This is a genomic window from Sphingomonas sp. Tas61C01 (assembly GCF_052567495.1).
The window spans coordinates 2,847,865-2,866,590 of the sequence record NZ_CP199583.1; the positions used below are offsets into that span (position 1 = coordinate 2,847,865).

An 18,726-nucleotide genomic window follows, 5' to 3' on the forward strand; every position below is an offset into this window, starting at 1 on the left:
TCCTCATCAAACAACGTCCGGATGACGGCACGTTCTATTCGACCAGGCTAGGGTTCGATCCTTAAGGGAATCGCAAAAACCCGATGTTGTTTCGATTGTCTGCTTTACACCTCAATTCGAGTTTTATGCTGGTGGCGACGGGCTGTCGCAAGAGCACCAGCGCGGCAAGGGCGAGGGCGGCGACGATGAGGTCGAGCGCGAGGATGTCGGGCTGCCCGGGCCGCAGCAATGCCGCATGCGCCGCCGCGGTGACCGCGATCGCGATCAGTACCGACCGGCGTAGCGCCCTAATTAGCAGGTTGGCGCGTCTCCGAACTGATCAACTGGCTATCCCCGCGAGAAAGGCCGCGACGTTGTCGCCCAGGTCCGCGGTGGCATAGCCGCCTTCCATGACGATCAGGGTCGGCAGATCGAGCGTGGCGATGCGCTGGCCGAGACGCGTGAAATCGGGCCGGCGCAGCGCGAAATGCGAGATCGGGTCGTCGACGAAGGTATCGGCACCGAAGGACACCACCAGGAACCGGGTGGCATAGGCGGCGACCGCATCGATCGCGCGATCGAGCGCGGGTTCGTAGGCGGCCCAATCGCTGCCGCGCGGCAGCGGCAGGTTGAGCGTGGTGCCCTCGCCCGCGCCGGTGCCACGTTCGTCGGCATGTCCCCAATAGAAGGGGTAATCGGTGGCGGGGTCGGCGTGGATCGATACGAAGAGCATGTCGGGATCCGCGGCGAAGATGTCCTGCGTGCCGTTGCCGTGGTGATAATCGACGTCGAGGATCGCGACCGGCCCCAGCCCGCGGCGGCGCGCCTCCGCCGCGGCGATCGCGGCGCTGTTGAGGAAGCAATAGCCGCCCAGATAGTCGCGTCCGGCGTGGTGGCCGGGCGGGCGGCACAGCGCGAACGCAGGCGCGCGCGTGGCCTCGTCGAGCGCGGTAAGCGCGGTCTGGGCGGACCAATAGGCCGAGGTCCAGCTATGCGCGGTGATCGGCGTGCCGGCATCGTAGCTGTACCGGCCGAGCCGCGCGTCGATCCGGGTGAGATCTAGCTCGCGCCGCCCGACCACCGGCCAGACATAGGGGATCGCGTCGCCGCCGCGCCCCGCCGCGACCCAGTCGCGATGTGCCGCCTGGAGGAAGGCGAGATAGCCCTCGTCGTGGACCGCGGCGATCGGCGCCATGCCCAGGTCGCGGGCCGGCAGCGCGGGGCCGAGCGCGGCGAGGACGTTCTCGGCGCGCCCGGGGATCTCGGCATGGTCGGCCCAGCCGCCATTGTGGAGTTCGCGCAGCGGCGCGTGGAGCAGCTGGTGGGGATCGAAGATCGTGATCATGTCGGCGAGCCTATAGCCGCGGCGCCGGCGCGTGTACCCCGATCAGCGCGCCATCGCCGCCCTGGTCCGCTCGGCGCCTTCCATGACGCGCAGGATGTTGCCGCCTGCGACCTTCGCGACATCGGCGTCGGACCAGCCGCGCCGCATCAGTTCTGCGAGGAGCGCGGGGTAGGTCGAGACGTCGCCGAGCCCCTGCGGCAGGGTTTCGCCGACGCCGTCGAAATCGGAGCCGAGGCCGACATGATCGACGCCGGCGACCTTTGCGATGTGATCGACATGGTCCGCGACCTGGGAGAGGGTGACGCGCGGCGCGGCATGGGCCTTCAGCCAGATCGCGTAATCGGCGGCGGCCTTGTCAGGCTGGCCGATGTCGAGCCCGTTATAGGGCGGTGCGTTGAGCCGGGTCTTCTCGGCCGCGGCATCCGCGGACCAGCGGCGATAGGCGTCGGACACGTAAGCCGGCGCGTAGTTGACCATCACCACGCCGCCGTTCCTCGCCACCAGCCGCAACACCGCGTCGGACACGTTGCGCGGATGATCGTCGATCGCGCGCGCGCTGGAATGCGAGAACATCACCGGCGCCTTGCTGACCGCGATCGCATCGCGCATCGTCTTCTCGCTGACGTGGCTGAGATCGACCAGCATGCCGAGGCGGTTGAGTTCGAGCACCACCTTGCGGCCGAAATCGGTCAGGCCGTCATGCTTGGGATCGTCGGTAGCGGAGTCCGCCCAGTCGATTGCGCGGGTGTGGGTAAGGGTCAGATAGCCCGCCCCGAGCGCGGCATAGGCGCGGAGCACCGACAGGCTGCCGTCGATCTGCCCGCCGCCTTCGACCCCGATCATCGAAGCGATCCGGCCCGCGGCATGCGCACGACGGACGTCGTCGGCGGTGCGCGCGAGCGTGAAGACCAGGGGATAGCGATCGGGTAACGAGCGAACGAGATCGATCTGCTCGAGCGTTTGTTCGACCTGATCCTTACCCGGCAGATCGGGGGAGACCCACACCGACCAGAATTGCGCGCCGACCATGCCGCGCCGCAGCCGCGCGATGTCGGTGTTGTAGGCGGCCTTGCTGCGCGAGAGATCGCCGAGGTCGATCGTCCAGCGCGCCTCGCCCTCGCGTTCGCGCAAGACCTCGGGCCAGTCGTTATGGCCGTCGATCAGCGGCGTCGCCTTCAGCACGCGCGCGACGCGGGCGGCGTAATCCTGCGCGGCCGCCGGCGTGGCGAGCGCGACCAGCGCGACGGCGGCGAGCAGCGTGGTCCTCACAAGCCACCCCGCAGGCGGCGACCTAGTGTCGGTGGTTCGTTCTCGTTCTCCGCGGCGTCCGCGCGCTGGCCGTGGTGGAGGGTGAGTAGCGACTCCATCAGTTCCTCCTCCGGGCTCGACATCACTGCCAGCACTTCCGCCTCCTCGCAGCCGTCCGCGGCGAGATAGGCGTGGCCCATGCTCGAATCGATGTAGAGCGACTGGCCGGGTTTGAGCGTGACCGGATCGTAGAATTCGGTCTGCACCTCGATCGCGCCGCTCAGCACGTAGATGAACTCCTCGCCGCTGTGACGGACGAGCTCGCCGAACTGCTCGGCTGAGCGAGCCCGGATCTTCGTGACGACCGGGATCATCCGCTTGCGGCGGAGCTCGGTGCAAAGATAATAATAGTCGTAGTTCGGCGTCTCGACCCGCACCGATCTGGCGACATCGCCGAGGCTGCGGCGCGCGGTGACGAGCTGGACCGGCTCCTCCTGATCTTCCGCAAACAGATCGGTCATCCGCATCCCGAGCCGCTTCGCCAGCCCCTGGAGCTTGTCGTAGGTCAAGGTCAGCCGATCATGTTCGATCTTGGACAGCGTAGAGACAGGGATGCCGGACTTGGCGCTCATCTCCTTCAGCGTCCAATTCTCGCGAGCGCGCAAGCCCTTCAGCAGCGTGCCCAGCGTCGGCGGAGATGTCGGCACGGGCGATCCTTCAGGCCGTTGACGAGATGCCTAAACAGGATCATTGTGTCCTGATCAGGCTACTGAACAACAGTACCGAACATAAGGCTCGACGGCAATGGGGACGATCGGATCTAAACTGGCATGGCTCCTGGCGGGGCTCGGCGCGCTCGCTGCGGTGACGATGGCACCTGCGCAGGCACCGGTCTCGCCGCTGACGCCCGCGGCAACGGAGGCGCGGCCCGCCACCGCGCCCAAACCCGCAGCAGGCGGCACCCAACAGCTGAGCGCCGAGGACGTCGACGCCTGGCTGGACGGCTACATGCCCTATGCGCTGCATACCGGCGATCTCGCGGGGGCTGTCGTCACCGTCGTCAAGGATGGGCAGGTGATCGCGGCGCGCGGATACGGCTATTCCGACATCGCCAAGCGCAAGCCGGTCGATCCGAACCTGACGCTGTTCCGGCCCGGATCGGTGTCGAAGCTGGTCACCTGGACCGCGGTGATGCAGCAGGTCGAGGCGGGCAAGATCGACCTTGACGCCGACATCAACCGCTACCTCGATTTCAAGATCCCGCCGCGCAACGGCCAGCCAATCACGATGCGGCAGATCATGACCCACACCGCTGGGTTCGAGGAAGCGAACAAGGGGCTGATCACCTACATGGCCGGAGACGTGGTGCCGATCGGCACCTATCTGAAGCGCTACGTGCCGCCGCGGGTCTACGACGCGGGCACCACCCCGGCCTATTCCAACTGGGCGACCACGCTTGCCGCCTATGTGGTAGAGCGGGTGTCTGGAATGACCTTCGACGATTATGTCGACCAGCGGATCTTCCGTCCGCTCGACATGAAGACCGCGACCTTCCGCCAGCCGCTGCCCGCCCGGCTCGCGCCGCTGATGTCGGTCGGCTACCCGCAGGCATCGGTGCCGCCGAAGGGATTCGAGGTGGTCGTCGCGGCGCCCGCCGGGTCCCTTTCCGCTTCCGGTCTCGACATGGCCAAATTCATGATCGCGCATCTGGAGAACGGCCGCGGCATCCTCGATCCGCAGACCGCGGCGATGATGCACGACAGTCCGCTCGCCAAGGTCAATCCGCGATCGCTGATCCCGCCGCTCAACCGGATGGAGCTTGGCTTCTTCGAAACCAACGTCAACGGTCGCGAGGTGATCGCACATCTGGGCGACACCAACCAGATGCACACCTCGCTGCATCTGTTCATGAACGAACATGTCGGGTTCTACGTGTCGTTCAACACCGCGGGGCGCGAAGGCGCGGCGCATGTGCTGCGCGGGCAGCTGTTCCAGGATTTCGCCGACCGCTATTTCCCGTCGACGGTGCGCGACGGGCGGGTCGATGCCGCGACGGCGGCAGATCATGCGCGCAACATGACCGGGCATTGGCAGGTCAGCCGGTCGTCGCTGACCAACTTCGTCAACATCCTCAACCTGTTCGGGCAGATGGAGGTGACCACCGACGCCGAGGGGCATTTGCTGGTGCCGGGACTGAAGGGACCGGGCGGCGCGCCGCTGCACTGGGTGGAGATCGCACCCTATGTGTGGCGCGACGCGAACGGGCATGATCGCCTCGCCGCGCAGGTGGTCGACGGCAAGCCGGTGCGCTGGAGCTTCGACCTGATCGCGCCGTTCATGGTCTATGACCGGGTGCCCGCGTCGCGGTCCGCGGCGTGGCTGGTGCCGGCGCTCTATGCGAGCCTCGCGATCCTGCTACTGACGGTGCTCTACTGGCCGGTCGGCTGGTATGTCCGCCGCCGCTTCCAGTCGCCGACCCCGCTTGCCGGCGCGTCGCTGCGGTCGGCACGGGCGGCGCGGATGATGGCGCTGGCGAGCCTGCTGGTGCTCGGCGGGTGGTTCTGGCTGATCTCGGTGATCTTCGGCGACGGCGCGCCCGGCGACGGCGTGCTGCTGCTGCTCGAGATCGCGGGCGTGATCGTGTTCGTCGGGGCGGTCGGCATCGCGGCGTGGCACGTCGCGGTGGCGTTCCGCGACGGCCGCCACTGGACGCGCAAGCTGTGGAGTGTGCTGCTGCTGCTGGCGACGCTGATCGTGCTGTGGACCACCTGGTCGTACAGCCTGCTCGCGATCACGACGCACTACTGATGCTCCGCCTAGTCCACGAGACCGCCACGCTGCGGCTGGCGCGACCGTTCCGGATCTCGGGCTATGTGTTCGAGACCGCCGAGGTGCTGGTCGTCACGCTCGACGACGGCACGCATCGCGGTCGGGGCGAGGGGGCGGGTGCCTATTATCTGGGCGACGATCTCGCCAACATGCAGCGGCAGATCGAAGAGGCGCGCGGCACGATCGAGGCGGGCATCACCCGCGACGCGCTGCGCACCGCGATGCCGGCGGGCGGCGCGCGCAACGCGGTCGATGCCGCCTTGTGGGAGCTCGAGGCGGCGCAGGCGGGCGTGCCGGTATGGCGGCTGGCGGGCCTGGGGAGCGAGCCGCAGCCGATCGTCACCACCTTTACGATCGGTGCGGACACGCCCGACGCGATGGCGGCGAGTGCGCGCGATTATGCCGAGGCGAAATCGATCAAGGTCAAGCTGACCGGCGAGCTGCCGCTCGACCTTGCCCGCGTCGCCGCGATCCGAGCCGCCCGGCCCGACATCTGGCTCGGCGTGGACGGCAACCAGGGATTCGCGCGCGCCGATCTGGCGGCGCTCATCGACGGGTTGGCACAGCATGGAGTCTCGCTGCTCGAACAGCCCCTGGCGCGCGGCGCCGAGGCCGAACTCGACGGGTTTCGGTCGGCGATCCCGATCGCGGGCGACGAGAGCCTGCTGACCCTCGCCGACGTCGCGCCCGCGAAGGGGCGGTTCGACGTGGTCAACATCAAGCTCGACAAGTGCGGCGGGCTTACCGAGGGGCTGTTGATGGCCGCGGAGGCGCGGCGGCTGGGGCTCGGGGTGATGATCGGCACGATGATGGCGACCAGCCTCGGCACCGCACCGGGCTTCGTCCTCGGGCAGATCGCCGATCTCGTCGATCTCGACGGACCCGCGCTGCTCGCCGAGGACCGGCAGCCCGGCGTCGTCTATCGGGGCGGCATGCTCTACGCCGGCCCGGAGGTTTGGGGGTCGGGCCAGCACACGCCGGCATGACCGACGAGCGCACCTGGTTTGGTCAGCCGCGCGGGTTGACCATCCTGTTCCTGACCAACATGTGGGAGACCTTCTCCTATTACGGCATGCGCGCGCTGCTGGTCTATTACATGACCAAGCAGTTGCTGATCGCGCAGGACAAGGCGTCGCTGATCTACGGCACCTACACCGCCTGCGCCTATTTCACCCCGATCGTTGGCGGCGTGATCGCGGATCGGGTGCTCGGCAAGCGGCGCGCGATCGTGATCGGCGGGACGATCATGGCGATCGGCCATTTCCTGATGGCGTTCGAACCCTTGTTCTACGTCGCACTCGCGACCATCGCGCTCGGCAACGGGCTGTTCCTGCCGAGCCTGCCGAGCCAGATCGACGACCTCTACGAACCCGGCGATCCGCGGGTCGGCTGGGCGTACAACGTCTATTATGTCGGGGTGAACATCGGCGGGTTCCTGGCGCCGCTGGCGTGCGGCTGGCTGGGGGAGACCTATGGCTGGCATTACGGGTTCGGCGCAGCCGGGGTCGGCATGCTCGCGGGCGTGCTGATCTACGTCTGGGGTCAGCGCTATCTGCCGGCGAGCGCGCGGCATCCTGCGATCGAGCAGGGGCATGCGCCCGCGGTGCGGTTCGGACGCTCGACCGTCCTGCTGCTGGTCGCGGTGGCGCTGTCGGTGACGGTGTTCCGGGGCGCGTACGAGCAGGTCGGCAACACGCTGCCGCTCTGGGCCGACACCGGCGTCGACAAGCAGGCGGGCGGGTTCGCGATCCCGATGACGTGGTTCATCTCGCTCAATCCGCTGTTCGTGATCCTGATGACGCCGCCGCTGCTCGCCTGGTGGCGGCGGCGTGCCGACCGGCGGGGGGAGACGATGCCGACGCGGCGGATGGCGGTCGGCGCGTTGATGGTCGCCGCCGCCTATGTGCTGATCGCGGGCGTATCGGCGGTGTGGACAAACGCGTCGTGGACGTGGCTGGTGCTGTTCTTCGCCATCTTCACCTTCGGCGAATTGTTCATCCTGCCGACCGGGCTGGGGCTGTTCGCGCGGCTGGCGCCCAAGGGGCTGGGCGCGACGACGGTGGCGGCTTGGTATCTGGCGATTTTCGCCGGGAGCCTGTTCGCGGGGCTGGTCGGCACGCTGTGGAGTCGAATGAGCCACCCGCTCTATTTCCTGCTGCTCGCGGGCATCGCGGCACTCGCCGCGCTGCTGTTGCGGCTGATCGATCCGAGCGCGCACATCGCCGCCGACGAAAGACCGCCTACGTCCGAATTGTCTTGACAGATTTCCGATTAGGACGATCTTCTCTGATTAGAAGAACAATGCTCCTCATCGGGTGAGTGGGGACGCGGGCCACTGCCGAAGGGGAACAGCGATGACACGTACCTTGCTTCTGATTACGAGCGCCGCCGCGGCCCTGACAGCGGCATCGGCGACGGCGCAGACCACCCAGTCGCAGCCGCCGACCGCGGCGGCGGCGGACAATTTCGCGGACCAGCGCGACGACATCATCGTCACCGCGCAGAAGCGCGAGCAGACGCTGATCGACGTGCCGCAGTCGGTGTCGGTGGTCAGCGGTGCGGCGCTGGAGCGCAACAGCGCGCAGACCTTCCAGGATTATCTGAAGCTCGTCCCCGGCCTCCAGGCATCGCAGTCGAACCCCGGCGAGGCGCGGCTGGTGCTGCGCGGCATCAACACCGGCGGCGTCGCCGCGACGGTGGCGACCTATATCGACGAAACGCCATTCGGGTCGTCGACCAGCCTGGTCAACGGCGCAATCCTGTCGGGCGAGCTCGACACGTTCGACGTCGCGCGCGTCGAGGTGCTGCGTGGACCGCAGGGAACGCTTTACGGAGCGAGTTCGCTCGGCGGCGTGTTGAAGTACGTCACCGCGCTTCCCGATACGACCAAGACCGAGGCGCGGGCGCGCGGCGGGATCGAGGCGGTCGACGGCGGCGACCTCAGCTACATGGGCTCGGCGATGATCAACCTGCCGCTCGGCGACAAGCTGGCGGTGCGCGCATCGGGCTTCTATCGCGACATGGCCGGCTTCATCGATTCGATCGGGACCAACGGCTCCGACGTCGCGAAGGACATCAACGGGTACAAGAGCTATGGCGGCCGGGTGTCGGCCTTGTTCAAGCCGAGCGACCGATTCTCGGTGCGGCTGACCGCGTTGTTGCAGAACCTGGACAGCCAGGCGGGAAGCATCGTCGAAACCGATCCGGTCAACTTCAACACGCTGTACGGCCGCAACACGCAGTCGCAATATGTGCCGACCTTCACCGACATCGCCTACCGGCTCTACACCGGCACGCTGACCGGCGATCTCGGGTTCGCGACGGTAACGTCGACCACCAGCTACGGCACGCTGCACGAGACGCTGCGCGACGATTTCACGGTCTATTACGGCACGCTGCTCGGGCTCTACAGCGACGCGACCGGGCCGGCGGCGGATATCGGCCTGGCGCAGCGGACCAACACCAACCGCTTCACCCAGGAGGTGCGGCTCGCGTCCGACGGCGACGGCGCGATCGAATGGCTGATCGGCGGCTACTACAGCAACGAGGACGGCAAGCTGCTGCAGCGGCTCGACGCGTTCGATCCTGGCACCTTCACCCTGTTCGCAGGGGTGCCGCAGCTGGCCGACATCTTCCTCAATTCGCATTACGAGGAGATTGCGGGCTTCGCCAACGCGACGGTGCATGCCGGGCCGCGGTTCGACCTGACCTTCGGCGGGCGCTACAGCCACAACAAGCAGAACGCCGAACAGGGCGGGACCGGGCTGCTCGCGGTGGCGGCGCCCAAGGTGGGCAGCGACGAAAACGTCTTCACGTGGTCGGCCGCGCCCAAGTTCAAGATCAGCGAGAAGGCGATGATCTACGGGCGGGTCGCCAAGGGCTTCCGCCCGGGCGGGCCGAACGTGCTGCCGCCGGGCGCGCCCGCGGGAACGCCGTCGACCTTCGATTCGGATTCGATCATCAGCTACGAGGTGGGCGCCAAGGCGGAGACCGAGGATCGCACCTTCGGCATCGACGTATCCGCGTTCCATATCGACTGGAAGGACATCCAGCTGCTCGCCCAGGTGAACGGCTACGGCGTCAACACCAATGGCGGCAGCGCGACGAGCGACGGCGTCGAATTCACCGCGACGCTGCGCCCCACCCAGGGCTTCACCGCCTCGGTCAACGGTGCCTACACCGTCGCCAAGCTGACGGAGGACACCGATCCGGTCGCGGTCGGCGGGAGGGACGGCGACGCCCTGCCGTTCGTGCCGCGCTTTTCCGGCGCCGTGAACGCCGATTACGACTGGCGGGTAGGGGCGGAGGCGACCGCCTATGTCGGCGGATCCGTGCGGCTCGTGGGGGACCAGCCGGGCAACTACAGCCCCGGCTATCTCGCGAGCTATGGCCGGCAGCCGCGGATCGGTTCCTACAACGTCGTCGATCTGCGCACCGGGGTCGACTTCGGCAAGTTCTCCATCGAGGTCTATGCCAAGAACCTCACTAATTCGGCCGGCCGCATCAGCGCCACGGTGACGCCGGCTTTCCCGGCGGCGGGTGAATATCCCTTCGGCGCGATCGGGGCGGCGATCATCCGTCCGCGCACGATCGGGCTGACGCTCGGCGCCGGCTTCTAGTTGGTGGCCGACGCCGCGATCCGCCCGATGCCCGCGGCGAAGCGCGCGGTCCACGCGCTTCCCGCGCCGTATCTGCTGTTCCTTGGCGATGCGGTGGAGGCGGGGTTCGCCAAGACCGCGCTCGGGTTGCGGGACTGGGCGCCCGATCGATGCCTCGGGGAATATGCGCTGCCGACCGCGACGGTGACGACCGGCCTGCCGCGGATGACCCCGGCGGAAGCAGCCGCGGCGGGCGCGCGGGCGCTGGTGATCGGGGTCGCCAACCAGGGCGGCGTGGTGCCCGCATCGTGGATGCCCGCGCTGCTCGCGGCGATCGCGGCGGGGCTCGACCTCGTCGCGGGGCTGCACACACGGCTAGGCGAGATCCCCGTGCTGCGCGATGCGGCGGCGCAGGCGGGGACACGGCTGATCGACGTGCGCGTGCCGCCGCCGGACCTGCCGATCGCGACCGGCGCCAAGCGTTCCGGTCGGCGGCTGCTGACGGTCGGGACGGATTGCGCGCTGGGCAAGAAATATACCGCGCTCGCGATCGCGCGCGGGCTGCAGGCGCGGGGCGTGGACGCGACCTTCCGCGCGAGTGGGCAGACCGGGATCATGATCGCGGGCGAGGGGATCGCGATCGACGCGGTGGTCGCGGATTTCGCGGCGGGCGCGGCGGAGCTGCTGAGCCCGGCGGCGGCCGACGATCATCTCGATGTGATCGAGGGGCAGGGATCGCTGTTCCACCCGTCCTACGCCGCGGTGTCGCTGGCGCTGCTGCACGGCAGCCAGCCCGATTTGTTCGTGGTCTGTCACCAGCCCGCCCGCGCGCTGATCCTGGGAACGCCGGGATATCAGGTCCCGCCGATCGAGGCGGTGATCGAACAGACCGTCGCGATGGGGCGGCTGACCAATCCGGCGATCCGTTGCGCCGGCATCAGCCTCAACACCGCCGCGCTCGGCGATCGGGAGGCGGACGCGGAGATCGAACGGACCGCGTCGCGCGTCGGCCTGCCCGTAGCCGATCCGATCCGCGGCGGCACGGCGTTCGATCGCCTGCTCGACGCGTGCGCGCGATGAGCGCTGTCGCGGTCGATCGCTTCCGGCGCTTCGTGCTGCCCGGGCTCGCCTTCAAGGCGGTGGTGATCGGCGGCGGCTATGCGACCGGCCGCGAGCTGGCCGAATTCTTCCTGCCCGCAGGGCCATGGGGCGGGCTGCTGGCGATGCTGCTGGCGACGGTGATCTGGGGCGTGGTCGCGGCGGCGACCTTCCGCTTCGCCTATCTGGTCGGCGCGCGCGACTATCGGACGTTCTTCCGCGCGCTGCTGGGGCGCGGCTGGCCGTTGTTCGAGGCAGCCTATGCGTTGTTCATCGTCGTGATCCTGGCGGTATTCGGCGCCGCGGCGGGGGCGATCGGTGCGGCGACGCTGGGGGTGCCGCCGATCGCGGGGACGCTGGCGCTGCTGGCGGGGATCACGGCCTGCGTCGCCTGGGGCAATGCCGGGGTCGAGCGGGTCTTCGTGTGGGTATCGATACTGCTCTATGCCACCTATGCGGTGTTCCTGGTGCTGGCGCTGACCGAGGTCGGGCCGCGGATCGCGCAATCCTTCGCCACCGCCGCTCCGGTGCATGGCGGCTGGGTGCTGGGGGGCATCACCTATGCCGGCTACAACATCGTCGGTGCCGTGATCGTGCTGCCGGTGGCGCGGCATTTCCGGTCGGAGCGCGACGCGGTGATCGCCGGCGCGATCGCGGCGCCGCTGGCGATGCTACCGGCGCTGCTGTTCTTCGTCAGCATGACCGCGTTCCTGCCTGCGATCGCCGACGCGGTGCTGCCGTCCGACTATATCCTGACGCGGCTCGGCCACCCGCTGTTTCATGTCGCGTTCCAGCTGATGATCTTCGCGGCGCTGCTGGAAAGCGGCACCGGCGCGGTCCACGCGATCAACGAACGCGTGGCGCATGCCGGGCGGCTGACGCTGCGCCCTGCCACCCGCGCGCTGCTGGCGCTGGCGTTGCTGCTGCCGTGCATGCTGCTCGCCGAGCGGGTCGGATTGGTCGGGCTGATCGCCTCGGGCTATCGCGCGCTCGCCTGGCTGCTGATCGCGATCTACGTCCTGCCGCTGATGCTCGCGACGTTGTTCGCGCGCATCCGCGTCCCACAAGCGGAGCCGACGACATGAGATTAGCCGCATTCCTGCTCGCGGCCATCGCCGCGCCCGCTGCCGCAGAGCTTCCCGCCGGGTTCGAGGCGCACGTCCAGCAGGTGATGAAGGCGTCGGGCACGCCCGGCATGGCGATCGCGGTGGTCGAGAACGGGCAGGTCACGCTCGCCAAGGGCTTCGGGGTGCGTCGGATGGGCGGCGCCGAGCCGGTCGATCCCGACACTTTGTTCCTGATCGGATCGACCGCCAAGGCGATGACGGCGGCGGCGATCGCGACGCTGGTCGATGCGGGCAAGCTGAAGTGGGACGACCGGGTGATCGATCACCTGCCGGGTTTCCAGATGTACGATTCCTGGGTCACGCGCGAGATGACGGTGCGCGACCTGCTGGTGCATCGCAGCGGGCTGGGGTTGGGTGCCGGGGACCTGCTCTACGTGCCGCGCGGCAGTTATCCGCGTGCCGAGATCGTCCGTCGGCTGCGCTTCATCAAGCCGGCGACCAGTTTCCGCAGCGCCTATGCCTATGACAACATCCTCTACACCGTCGCCGGGGAGCTGATCGAGGCGGTGAGCGGGCGGACCTGGGAGCAATATCTCCGCGAACAGGTGTTCGCGCCCGCAGGCATGACCCACGCGGTCGACGAGCTGGAGACGATGTGGGCGACCCCCAACCGCGCCTATCCGCATGCGCGGTTCGGCGGCGCGGTTCGGGGCACCGGGGCGATGCGACTGCTGGACGAGCGGGACCAATTGCCGCAGGCGGCGGCACCCGCCGGGCTGGTCGCGGCGAGCGCGACCGATATGGCGCGATGGCTGCAGGTGCAGCTGGGCGGCGGCGCGGCGCCCGGTGGCGCTCGGGTCTTCTCTGCGGCGACGGGCACGGAGATGTGGACCCCGGTGACGCCGATCCCGATCACGCCGCTGCCCGAACCGGTCGCCGCGACGACGCCGAGCTTCGAAGCCTATTCGCTCGGCTGGGAAGTACGCGATTATCACGGCGCGCGGATCGTGTGGCATGCGGGCGGGCTGTTCGGCATGACCTCGACGGTCGTGCTGATCCCGGAGAAGAAGGTCGGGTTCGCGATCGAGCTGAACAGCGAGGAGGCGGAGCCTCGCCATGGCCTGATGTGGGAGCTGATCGACCATTATCTGGGGCTGCCGCCACAGGATTGGCCCGCCAAGTTCAAGGCATATCGCACCCAGCGGATCGCCGCGGCGGAGGCGGTGGTGACCGCGAAGACCAAGGCGCCCGCCAAGACCGGCCCGTCGCTGCCGCTCGCGCGCTACGCGGGTCGCTATACCGATCCCTGGTACGGGACGATCGCGATCGGCGCGGACAAGCGCGGGCTAACGGTCGATTTCACCCCGACGCCGCGAATGTCGGGGCGGCTGGAGAAGTATCAGTACGACACCTTCATCGCGCGGTTCGACGACAAGAATATCGAGCCCGCCTATCTGACCTTCGCGCTCGATGCCGAAGGCAAAGTCGCGCGGATCACCGCAAAGCCGGTCTCGCCGATCGCCGATTTCAGCTTCGATTACGGCGACCTGGCGTTCGAACCCGAACAGGCGAAATGAGATGATGACGATGAAGAAGCGGATCGTTGCGCTGCTCGCCACCCTGCTGGTCGCGGCGACCCCGGGGCAGAAACCTCCGGTCGGGCCGGTGCCCGCCGCGCCGACCGACGCTGCGGCCCAGCCGACCTCGTCGCCCGCGACCCCGGCATTGACGGCGGCGGATGTCGGCGCGTGGCTCGACGGGTACATGCCCGCAACGCTCGAAGCCGGGAAGATCGCGGGCGCGCAGGTCGCCATCGTGAAGGACGGCGCGGTGCTGTTCGAGAAGGGCTATGGCTATGCCGATGTCGGCGCCAAGCGGAAGATGGATCCGCGGCAGTCGCTGATGCGGATCGGATCGACCTCCAAGCTGCTGACCTGGACCGCGGTGATGCAGCAGGTCGAGGCGGGCAAGATCGATCTCGACGCCGACATCAATGGCTACCTCGATTTCCGCATCACCCCGCCGGGCCGCGCGATCACGATCAACGATCTGATGCGGCACCAGGGTGGCTTCGAGGAGGGGCTAAAGGACCTGCTCGCGACCGATCCCAAGCGGCTGAAGACGACCGAGCGCTATCTGAAGGAAAATACCCGCCCCTTCCTGTTCGCCGCGGGCGAAGCGCCGGCTTATTCGAACTACGGCGTCGCGCTGGCGGGCTATATCGTCCAGCGGGTGTCGGGCGAACCGTTTGCAGACTATGTCCAGCGCCACATCACCGGCCCGCTCGGGATGGCGCACACCAGCTTCGTCCAGCCGCTGCCGCCCGCGCTCGCTGGCCTCGTTGCCAAGGGATATCGGCAGAGCGACCAGGCGCCGCAGCCGTTCGAACTGGTCGAGACCGCGCCCGCAGGCAGCGTCAGCGCGACCGCAGACGACATGGCGCGGTTCATGCTCGTCCACCTCGGCGACGGCAGCTGGAACGGCGTCCGCATCCTGAAGCCGGAGACGGTGCGGCTGATGCACACGCCCGCGGAGGTGCCGGCGCCGGGCTTCGACACGATGGCGCACGGCTTCTTCTCGATGGCGCGCAACGGCACCACGGTAATCGGGCATGGCGGCGACACCGTGGTGTTCCACACCGATCTCAACCTGCTGCCCGAAAAGGGCGTCGGAATCTTCGTGTCGTTCAACAGCCGCGGCGAACGCGACGCGGTATACGGCGCGCGCGAGCGGCTGTTCGACCTTTTCCTCGACCGGTATTTTCCCGCACCGCCGGCGCAGACACCGCCCGCGATCGCGGGGGCGGCGGACGATGCACGCGCGCTGGTCGGCCCCTATGAAAGTTCGCGCCGGGTCGAGACCGGGTTCATCAGCCTGTTCTACCTGCTGCAGCAGGACGGCATCGCCGCCAACGACGACGGCACGATCAGCGTGTCGTCGATCGAGGGCAAACGGTTCCGCGAGATCGCGAAGGGGCTTTGGCGCCAGATCGACGGTACACGGATGCTGCGCGTGACCGAGCTCGGCGGCCGGCGGACGATCATCGACAGCCAGAACCCGGTCGGGGTGCTGCAGGCGGTGCCGGCGGCGCGCAATGCGAAGATGTTCCAGCTCGTCGTCGGCGCGTCCGTCGCGGTGCTGCTGCTGACGATCCTGTTCTGGCCGGTCGGCTGGTGGGTCCGCCGGCGCCATGCCGCAGGCCCGGTCGCGACCGGACGGGTGGCGCGGGTGCGCCTGCTGACCCGCCTAGCCGCGCTGGCCGACCTGATCTACCTGTTCGGCTGGTATCGGGTGCTCGCACCGATCCTCGATACGCGCGTGGAGGTCTACAACAACGGGCTCGACGGCACGATCCGCCTGCTCCAGGTCGCGGCGCTGATCCCGATCGCGGCGGCGGCGATCGGCATCTGGAACATCGTCGTCAACCTCCGCCAGCCGTTCGGGTGGGGGGTGAAGCTGCGCGCGGTGCTGGTCGGGCTCGCGCTGCTGGGCGTGTTGTGGGTCGCGACGATCGCGCACCTGATCGGGTGGAGCCTCAACTACTGACGGTCGCGATGTCGACCAGCACCAGCGCGCGCATCTTGGCGACCAGAATAGAGGTCTGGTCGGCCGAGAGCCCGGCGACCGCGACGCCGATCCGATATCGGTCGCCGACCCGCACGATCGCCGCGGTCTCGCAGGCGAGCGAGCGTTGTGCGAGCAGGTTCAGCACCCGCATCGGTAATTCGGGATGGAAATCGCCTTCGACGTGGAAGCTGACGGTCATGAATAAGGTCCTGCGAATCTCGGTGCTGGGGCGGTGTCCCACGACCGCGGCGAAAAAGATCGCCCGGTTTCGCGCCGTCGCGCCCGAACCCGGTCGATCCGACCGCGCCGACGCCGATCGGAGACAAGGATGACCGCGCTCGACGATGCCGAACGGCGAATCCTGCGCGAGCTGCAGCGCGACGGCAGCCAGACGATCGCGGAGCTGGCGGCGAAGGTCGGGCTGAGTGCCTCGCCATGCTGGCGCCGGGTCGACCGGCTGGAGCGCGAGGGTGTGATCCGCGGACGGGTGGCGCTGGTCGACCGGCGCAAGGTCGGGCTTAGCGCGCACATCTTTGCGCAGGTGCGGCTGAACGCACACGGCCGCGCCAATCTCGACGAGTTCGCCGCCGCGATCCGTAGCTTTCCCGAGGTGCTCGATGCCTATGTGCTGATGGGCAAAACCGATTTCATGCTGCGCATCGTCGCGCGCGACATCGAAGCCTATGAGCGGTTCTTCTTCGACAAGCTGAGCCGGCTGCCCGGCATTCAGGAAATCACGTCGACCGTCGCGCTGTCGGAGATCAAGTCGACGTCGGAGCTGCCGATTTGAGGAGCCGCGTCGATGCCGTGACGGGAACCGGGTTGCCGCGTCGTGACGATGGGCTAGGGGAAGCCGATGGACCTCAACGACCAGATGCGCCGCTATTTCGGCACCGCCGACCTCGGCGCGGTGCCCCCGGGCGCGCTCGCCGCGGGGCTGGAGCATGTCCGGGTCGATCTGGGGCTGGAGAAGGATCGGTCGCGGCGCTTCGCGCTCTGGACCTTGCTGTTCACGCTCGACGCGGCGCCCGATCTGGAGGCAGTGTTCAAGGATTCGGCGGATCGCGACGCGGCCCGAACGCTGATGGACCTGTCGGAAAAGATGGCGCCGGACGACTATCCCGATGCCTAACGGGGTGATGAGGGAGGTCGGACATGTCGGTTAGGATGGTCGCAGCGGCAGCACTGGCACTGATCGGCGCGGCGGACGATCCGCTGACCCGGCCGCTCGCGCTCGAGCGCGCCGCGGAATGGCTGGCGCCGCGTCCGCCGGTGCGGATGTTCGGCAACAGCTATCTCGTGGGGTTCGGCGGCCTGAGCGTCGCGATGATCGATACCGGCCGGGGCCTGATCCTGATCGACGGCGCGCTGCCGCAAGCCGAGCCGGCGATCCTCGCCAACATCGCGACGCTCGGCTTCCGGCCGCGCGACATCAAGTACATCCTCAGCACCGAACCGCATTTCGACCATGCCGGCGGGCTCGCCGCGCTGTCCCGCGACACCGGCGCCACCGTGATCGCCAGCGTGCGGGGCGCGGAGGGGTTGCGTTCGGGTCGCCTTGCCGCCGACGATCCGCAGCGCGGCTATGACAGCCGCTTCCCCGCCGTGCCGCGGGTGCGGACGATCCGCGACGGGGACACGGTGCGGCTCGGCGACGCGGTGGTCACCGCGCGGGCGACGCCGGGCCATACGATGGGGAGCATGAGCTGGAGCTGGCGGTCGTGCGTGGCGCGACGGTGCAAGGCGTTCGTCTTCGCCTCCAGCCTCAACCCGGTATCGGCGGATGGCTATCGCTACACCGCGCCAGCGAGCCGCCCGATCGTCGCGGGCTTCGGCCGCAGCTACACGGTGATGCGGGGGTTGCCGTGCGATTTCCTGATCACCGCGCATGCCGATCAGGGCGGCGCGACCGACCGGTTCCGCACGCGGCCGGGCGCCTGTCGCGCCTATGCCGACGCGTCGCGACGCGCACTTGCCGCGCGCTTGGCCGAGGAAGACAGGCGGTAGATCGCGGTCAGCGGGTGGCGGGGCGCCTGGTCACGGGGACCATCCAGCCCTCGTCGCTCAGCCAGTCGGCGAGTCGATCGGGCCAGTGCTGGATCGAGATGCGGTCGTTGTGCATGGCGAGGTTGAAGCCGTGATCGGTGCTCGCGAACATGTGTAGCTCCGCGGGGATACCAGCCTCGCGCAGCTGGGTGTAGAGCGTGATCGCCGGCTTGGCGCAGCACTGGTCGAGCGACCCGGCGGTAATGAAGGCGGGCGGGGCTCCGGCCACCGACCTGGCGGGGATGCCGAGCGGGCCCGGATAGACCAGCACCTGGAAATCGGGTCGGGCGCTCTCGCGGCCGACCGGGTCGCGCGGCGTCGGCTCGACCGGCGCGGGATTGTCGGCGACCAGCGACACCAGTTCGCCGCCGGCCGAAAAGCCCATGATCCCGACGCGGTGCGGATCGACGCCATAGTCGGCGGCGTGCGCACGCACCCAGCGGATCGCGCGGCGGGCGTCCGCGGCGGCGTCGCGCTCGATCGTGTAGGTGGCGCCGGGTTCGCGCGCGAGGCGGTATTTGAGGACGAAGGTGGTGATCCCATAGCGGTTCAGCGCGCGCGCGGGCACCATGCCCTCGTTCTGGAACACCAGCATGCGATGGCCGCCGCCGGGCACGATGACGATGCCGACGCCGTTGGCACGTGCGGGGTCGGCGCGCGACACGGTCAGCGAAGGGCGGTGGACGTTGTGGACATAGGCGCCGTTCTCGAGCCGCTCGGGTTCGCCTGCATGCCCCTCGGCGCCGGGCGCATCGCCCGTCCAGAGGGGGATTGCAGCGTCCTGCGTCACCTGTCCCGCGGGCGCGGCGCCCGACCAGGCCAGTAGAGCCGCGATCATCCACCGGCTGCATCTCATCGAACCCGGACCTCCTTGCGACGATTCATACCAGCTGGCATGCCCCGCCGGCACCGCGACGTTGGTCGTGGGGTCGCGAGGAAGCGATTGCGC

The 18,726-nt window shown here is 68.5% G+C and carries 16 protein-coding genes; 11 read left to right on the forward strand and 5 right to left on the reverse strand.

Annotated elements, in window-relative coordinates; all coding sequences use genetic code 11:
- Nucleotides 1–319 precede the first annotated feature (319 nt).
- The 3 genes from ACT009_RS13420 to ACT009_RS13430 are packed head-to-tail and all read right to left on the reverse strand — an operon-like array spanning nucleotide 320 to nucleotide 3,279.
- Nucleotides 320–1,324, reverse strand: coding sequence for a histone deacetylase family protein (locus tag ACT009_RS13420; RefSeq protein ID WP_445191565.1), 1,005 nt, complete (start codon nucleotides 1,322–1,324; stop codon nucleotides 320–322).
- Nucleotides 1,325–1,366: 42 nt separating this feature from the next.
- On the reverse strand, nucleotides 1,367–2,593 hold the full coding sequence (locus ACT009_RS13425; protein WP_445191566.1) for a dipeptidase: 1,227 nt from the start codon (nucleotides 2,591–2,593) through the stop codon (nucleotides 1,367–1,369).
- Nucleotides 2,590–3,279: a helix-turn-helix domain-containing protein gene (locus ACT009_RS13430; RefSeq protein WP_445191567.1), complete on the reverse strand. Its 690-nt coding sequence runs from the start codon at nucleotides 3,277–3,279 to the stop codon at nucleotides 2,590–2,592. Before ACT009_RS13430 ends, ACT009_RS13425 begins: the two co-directional genes overlap by 4 nt.
- Before the next feature lie 97 nt (nucleotides 3,280–3,376).
- Here ACT009_RS13430 and ACT009_RS13435 point away from each other — a divergent pair, with 97 nt between their 5' ends.
- The 8 genes from ACT009_RS13435 to ACT009_RS13470 all read left to right on the forward strand — a co-directional run bounded on the left by ACT009_RS13435 (nucleotide 3,377) and on the right by ACT009_RS13470 (nucleotide 15,710).
- Nucleotides 3,377–5,380 carry a serine hydrolase domain-containing protein gene (locus tag ACT009_RS13435; protein ID WP_445191568.1) on the forward strand — a complete coding sequence of 668 codons (2,004 nt, stop codon included), beginning with the start codon at nucleotides 3,377–3,379 and terminating at the stop codon, nucleotides 5,378–5,380.
- Nucleotides 5,380–6,387 (forward strand): dipeptide epimerase, encoded by a 1,008-nt coding sequence (locus ACT009_RS13440; protein WP_445191569.1) that lies wholly within the window; start codon nucleotides 5,380–5,382, stop codon nucleotides 6,385–6,387. Before ACT009_RS13435 ends, ACT009_RS13440 begins: the two co-directional genes overlap by 1 nt.
- On the forward strand, nucleotides 6,384–7,661 hold the full coding sequence (locus tag ACT009_RS13445) for a peptide MFS transporter (RefSeq protein ID WP_445191570.1): 1,278 nt from the start codon (nucleotides 6,384–6,386) through the stop codon (nucleotides 7,659–7,661). The genes ACT009_RS13440 and ACT009_RS13445 overlap by 4 nt, the downstream gene beginning before the upstream one ends.
- 94 nt (nucleotides 7,662–7,755) lie before the next feature.
- Complete coding sequence (locus ACT009_RS13450) at nucleotides 7,756–10,020, forward strand: TonB-dependent receptor (RefSeq protein WP_445191571.1); 2,265 nt, start codon at nucleotides 7,756–7,758, stop codon at nucleotides 10,018–10,020.
- 27 nt (nucleotides 10,021–10,047) lie between these two features.
- Nucleotides 10,048–11,079, forward strand: a complete 1,032-nt coding sequence (locus ACT009_RS13455) for a DUF1611 domain-containing protein (protein WP_445194099.1) — start codon at nucleotides 10,048–10,050, stop codon at nucleotides 11,077–11,079.
- Nucleotides 11,076–12,182 (forward strand): YkvI family membrane protein, encoded by a 1,107-nt coding sequence (locus ACT009_RS13460; protein ID WP_445191572.1) that lies wholly within the window; start codon nucleotides 11,076–11,078, stop codon nucleotides 12,180–12,182. The genes ACT009_RS13455 and ACT009_RS13460 overlap by 4 nt, the downstream gene beginning before the upstream one ends.
- Nucleotides 12,179–13,741 (forward strand): serine hydrolase, encoded by a 1,563-nt coding sequence (locus ACT009_RS13465; protein WP_445191573.1) that lies wholly within the window; start codon nucleotides 12,179–12,181, stop codon nucleotides 13,739–13,741. The genes ACT009_RS13460 and ACT009_RS13465 overlap by 4 nt, the downstream gene beginning before the upstream one ends.
- A 1-nt stretch (nucleotide 13,742) precedes the next feature.
- Nucleotides 13,743–15,710, forward strand: coding sequence for a serine hydrolase domain-containing protein (locus ACT009_RS13470; RefSeq protein ID WP_445191574.1), 1,968 nt, complete (start codon nucleotides 13,743–13,745; stop codon nucleotides 15,708–15,710).
- Here the strand turns inward: ACT009_RS13470 and ACT009_RS13475 are convergent.
- Nucleotides 15,700–15,930: a hypothetical protein gene (locus tag ACT009_RS13475; protein WP_445191575.1), complete on the reverse strand. Its 231-nt coding sequence runs from the start codon at nucleotides 15,928–15,930 to the stop codon at nucleotides 15,700–15,702. The genes ACT009_RS13470 and ACT009_RS13475 overlap by 11 nt on opposite strands.
- A gap of 129 nt (nucleotides 15,931–16,059) precedes the next feature.
- Between ACT009_RS13475 and ACT009_RS13480 the strand changes: the two genes are divergently transcribed.
- The 3 genes from ACT009_RS13480 (at nucleotide 16,060) to bla (ending at nucleotide 17,738) form a co-directional block, all read left to right on the forward strand.
- The gene (locus ACT009_RS13480) at nucleotides 16,060–16,521 is read left to right on the forward strand and encodes an Lrp/AsnC family transcriptional regulator (RefSeq protein ID WP_445191576.1); all 462 of its coding nucleotides are present in this window, start codon (nucleotides 16,060–16,062) and stop codon (nucleotides 16,519–16,521) included.
- 66 nt (nucleotides 16,522–16,587) lie between these two features.
- On the forward strand, nucleotides 16,588–16,863 hold the full coding sequence (locus tag ACT009_RS13485; RefSeq protein ID WP_445191577.1) for a hypothetical protein: 276 nt from the start codon (nucleotides 16,588–16,590) through the stop codon (nucleotides 16,861–16,863).
- A gap of 23 nt (nucleotides 16,864–16,886) precedes the next feature.
- Nucleotides 16,887–17,738, forward strand: a complete 852-nt coding sequence (gene bla / locus ACT009_RS13490; protein ID WP_445191578.1) for a subclass B3 metallo-beta-lactamase — start codon at nucleotides 16,887–16,889, stop codon at nucleotides 17,736–17,738.
- Nucleotides 17,739–17,745: 7 nt separating this feature from the next.
- Here the strand turns inward: bla and ACT009_RS13495 are convergent, their stop codons facing one another.
- On the reverse strand, nucleotides 17,746–18,615 hold the full coding sequence (locus ACT009_RS13495; RefSeq protein ID WP_445191579.1) for an alpha/beta hydrolase: 870 nt from the start codon (nucleotides 18,613–18,615) through the stop codon (nucleotides 17,746–17,748).
- Between the last annotated feature and the right edge of the window lie 111 nt (nucleotides 18,616–18,726).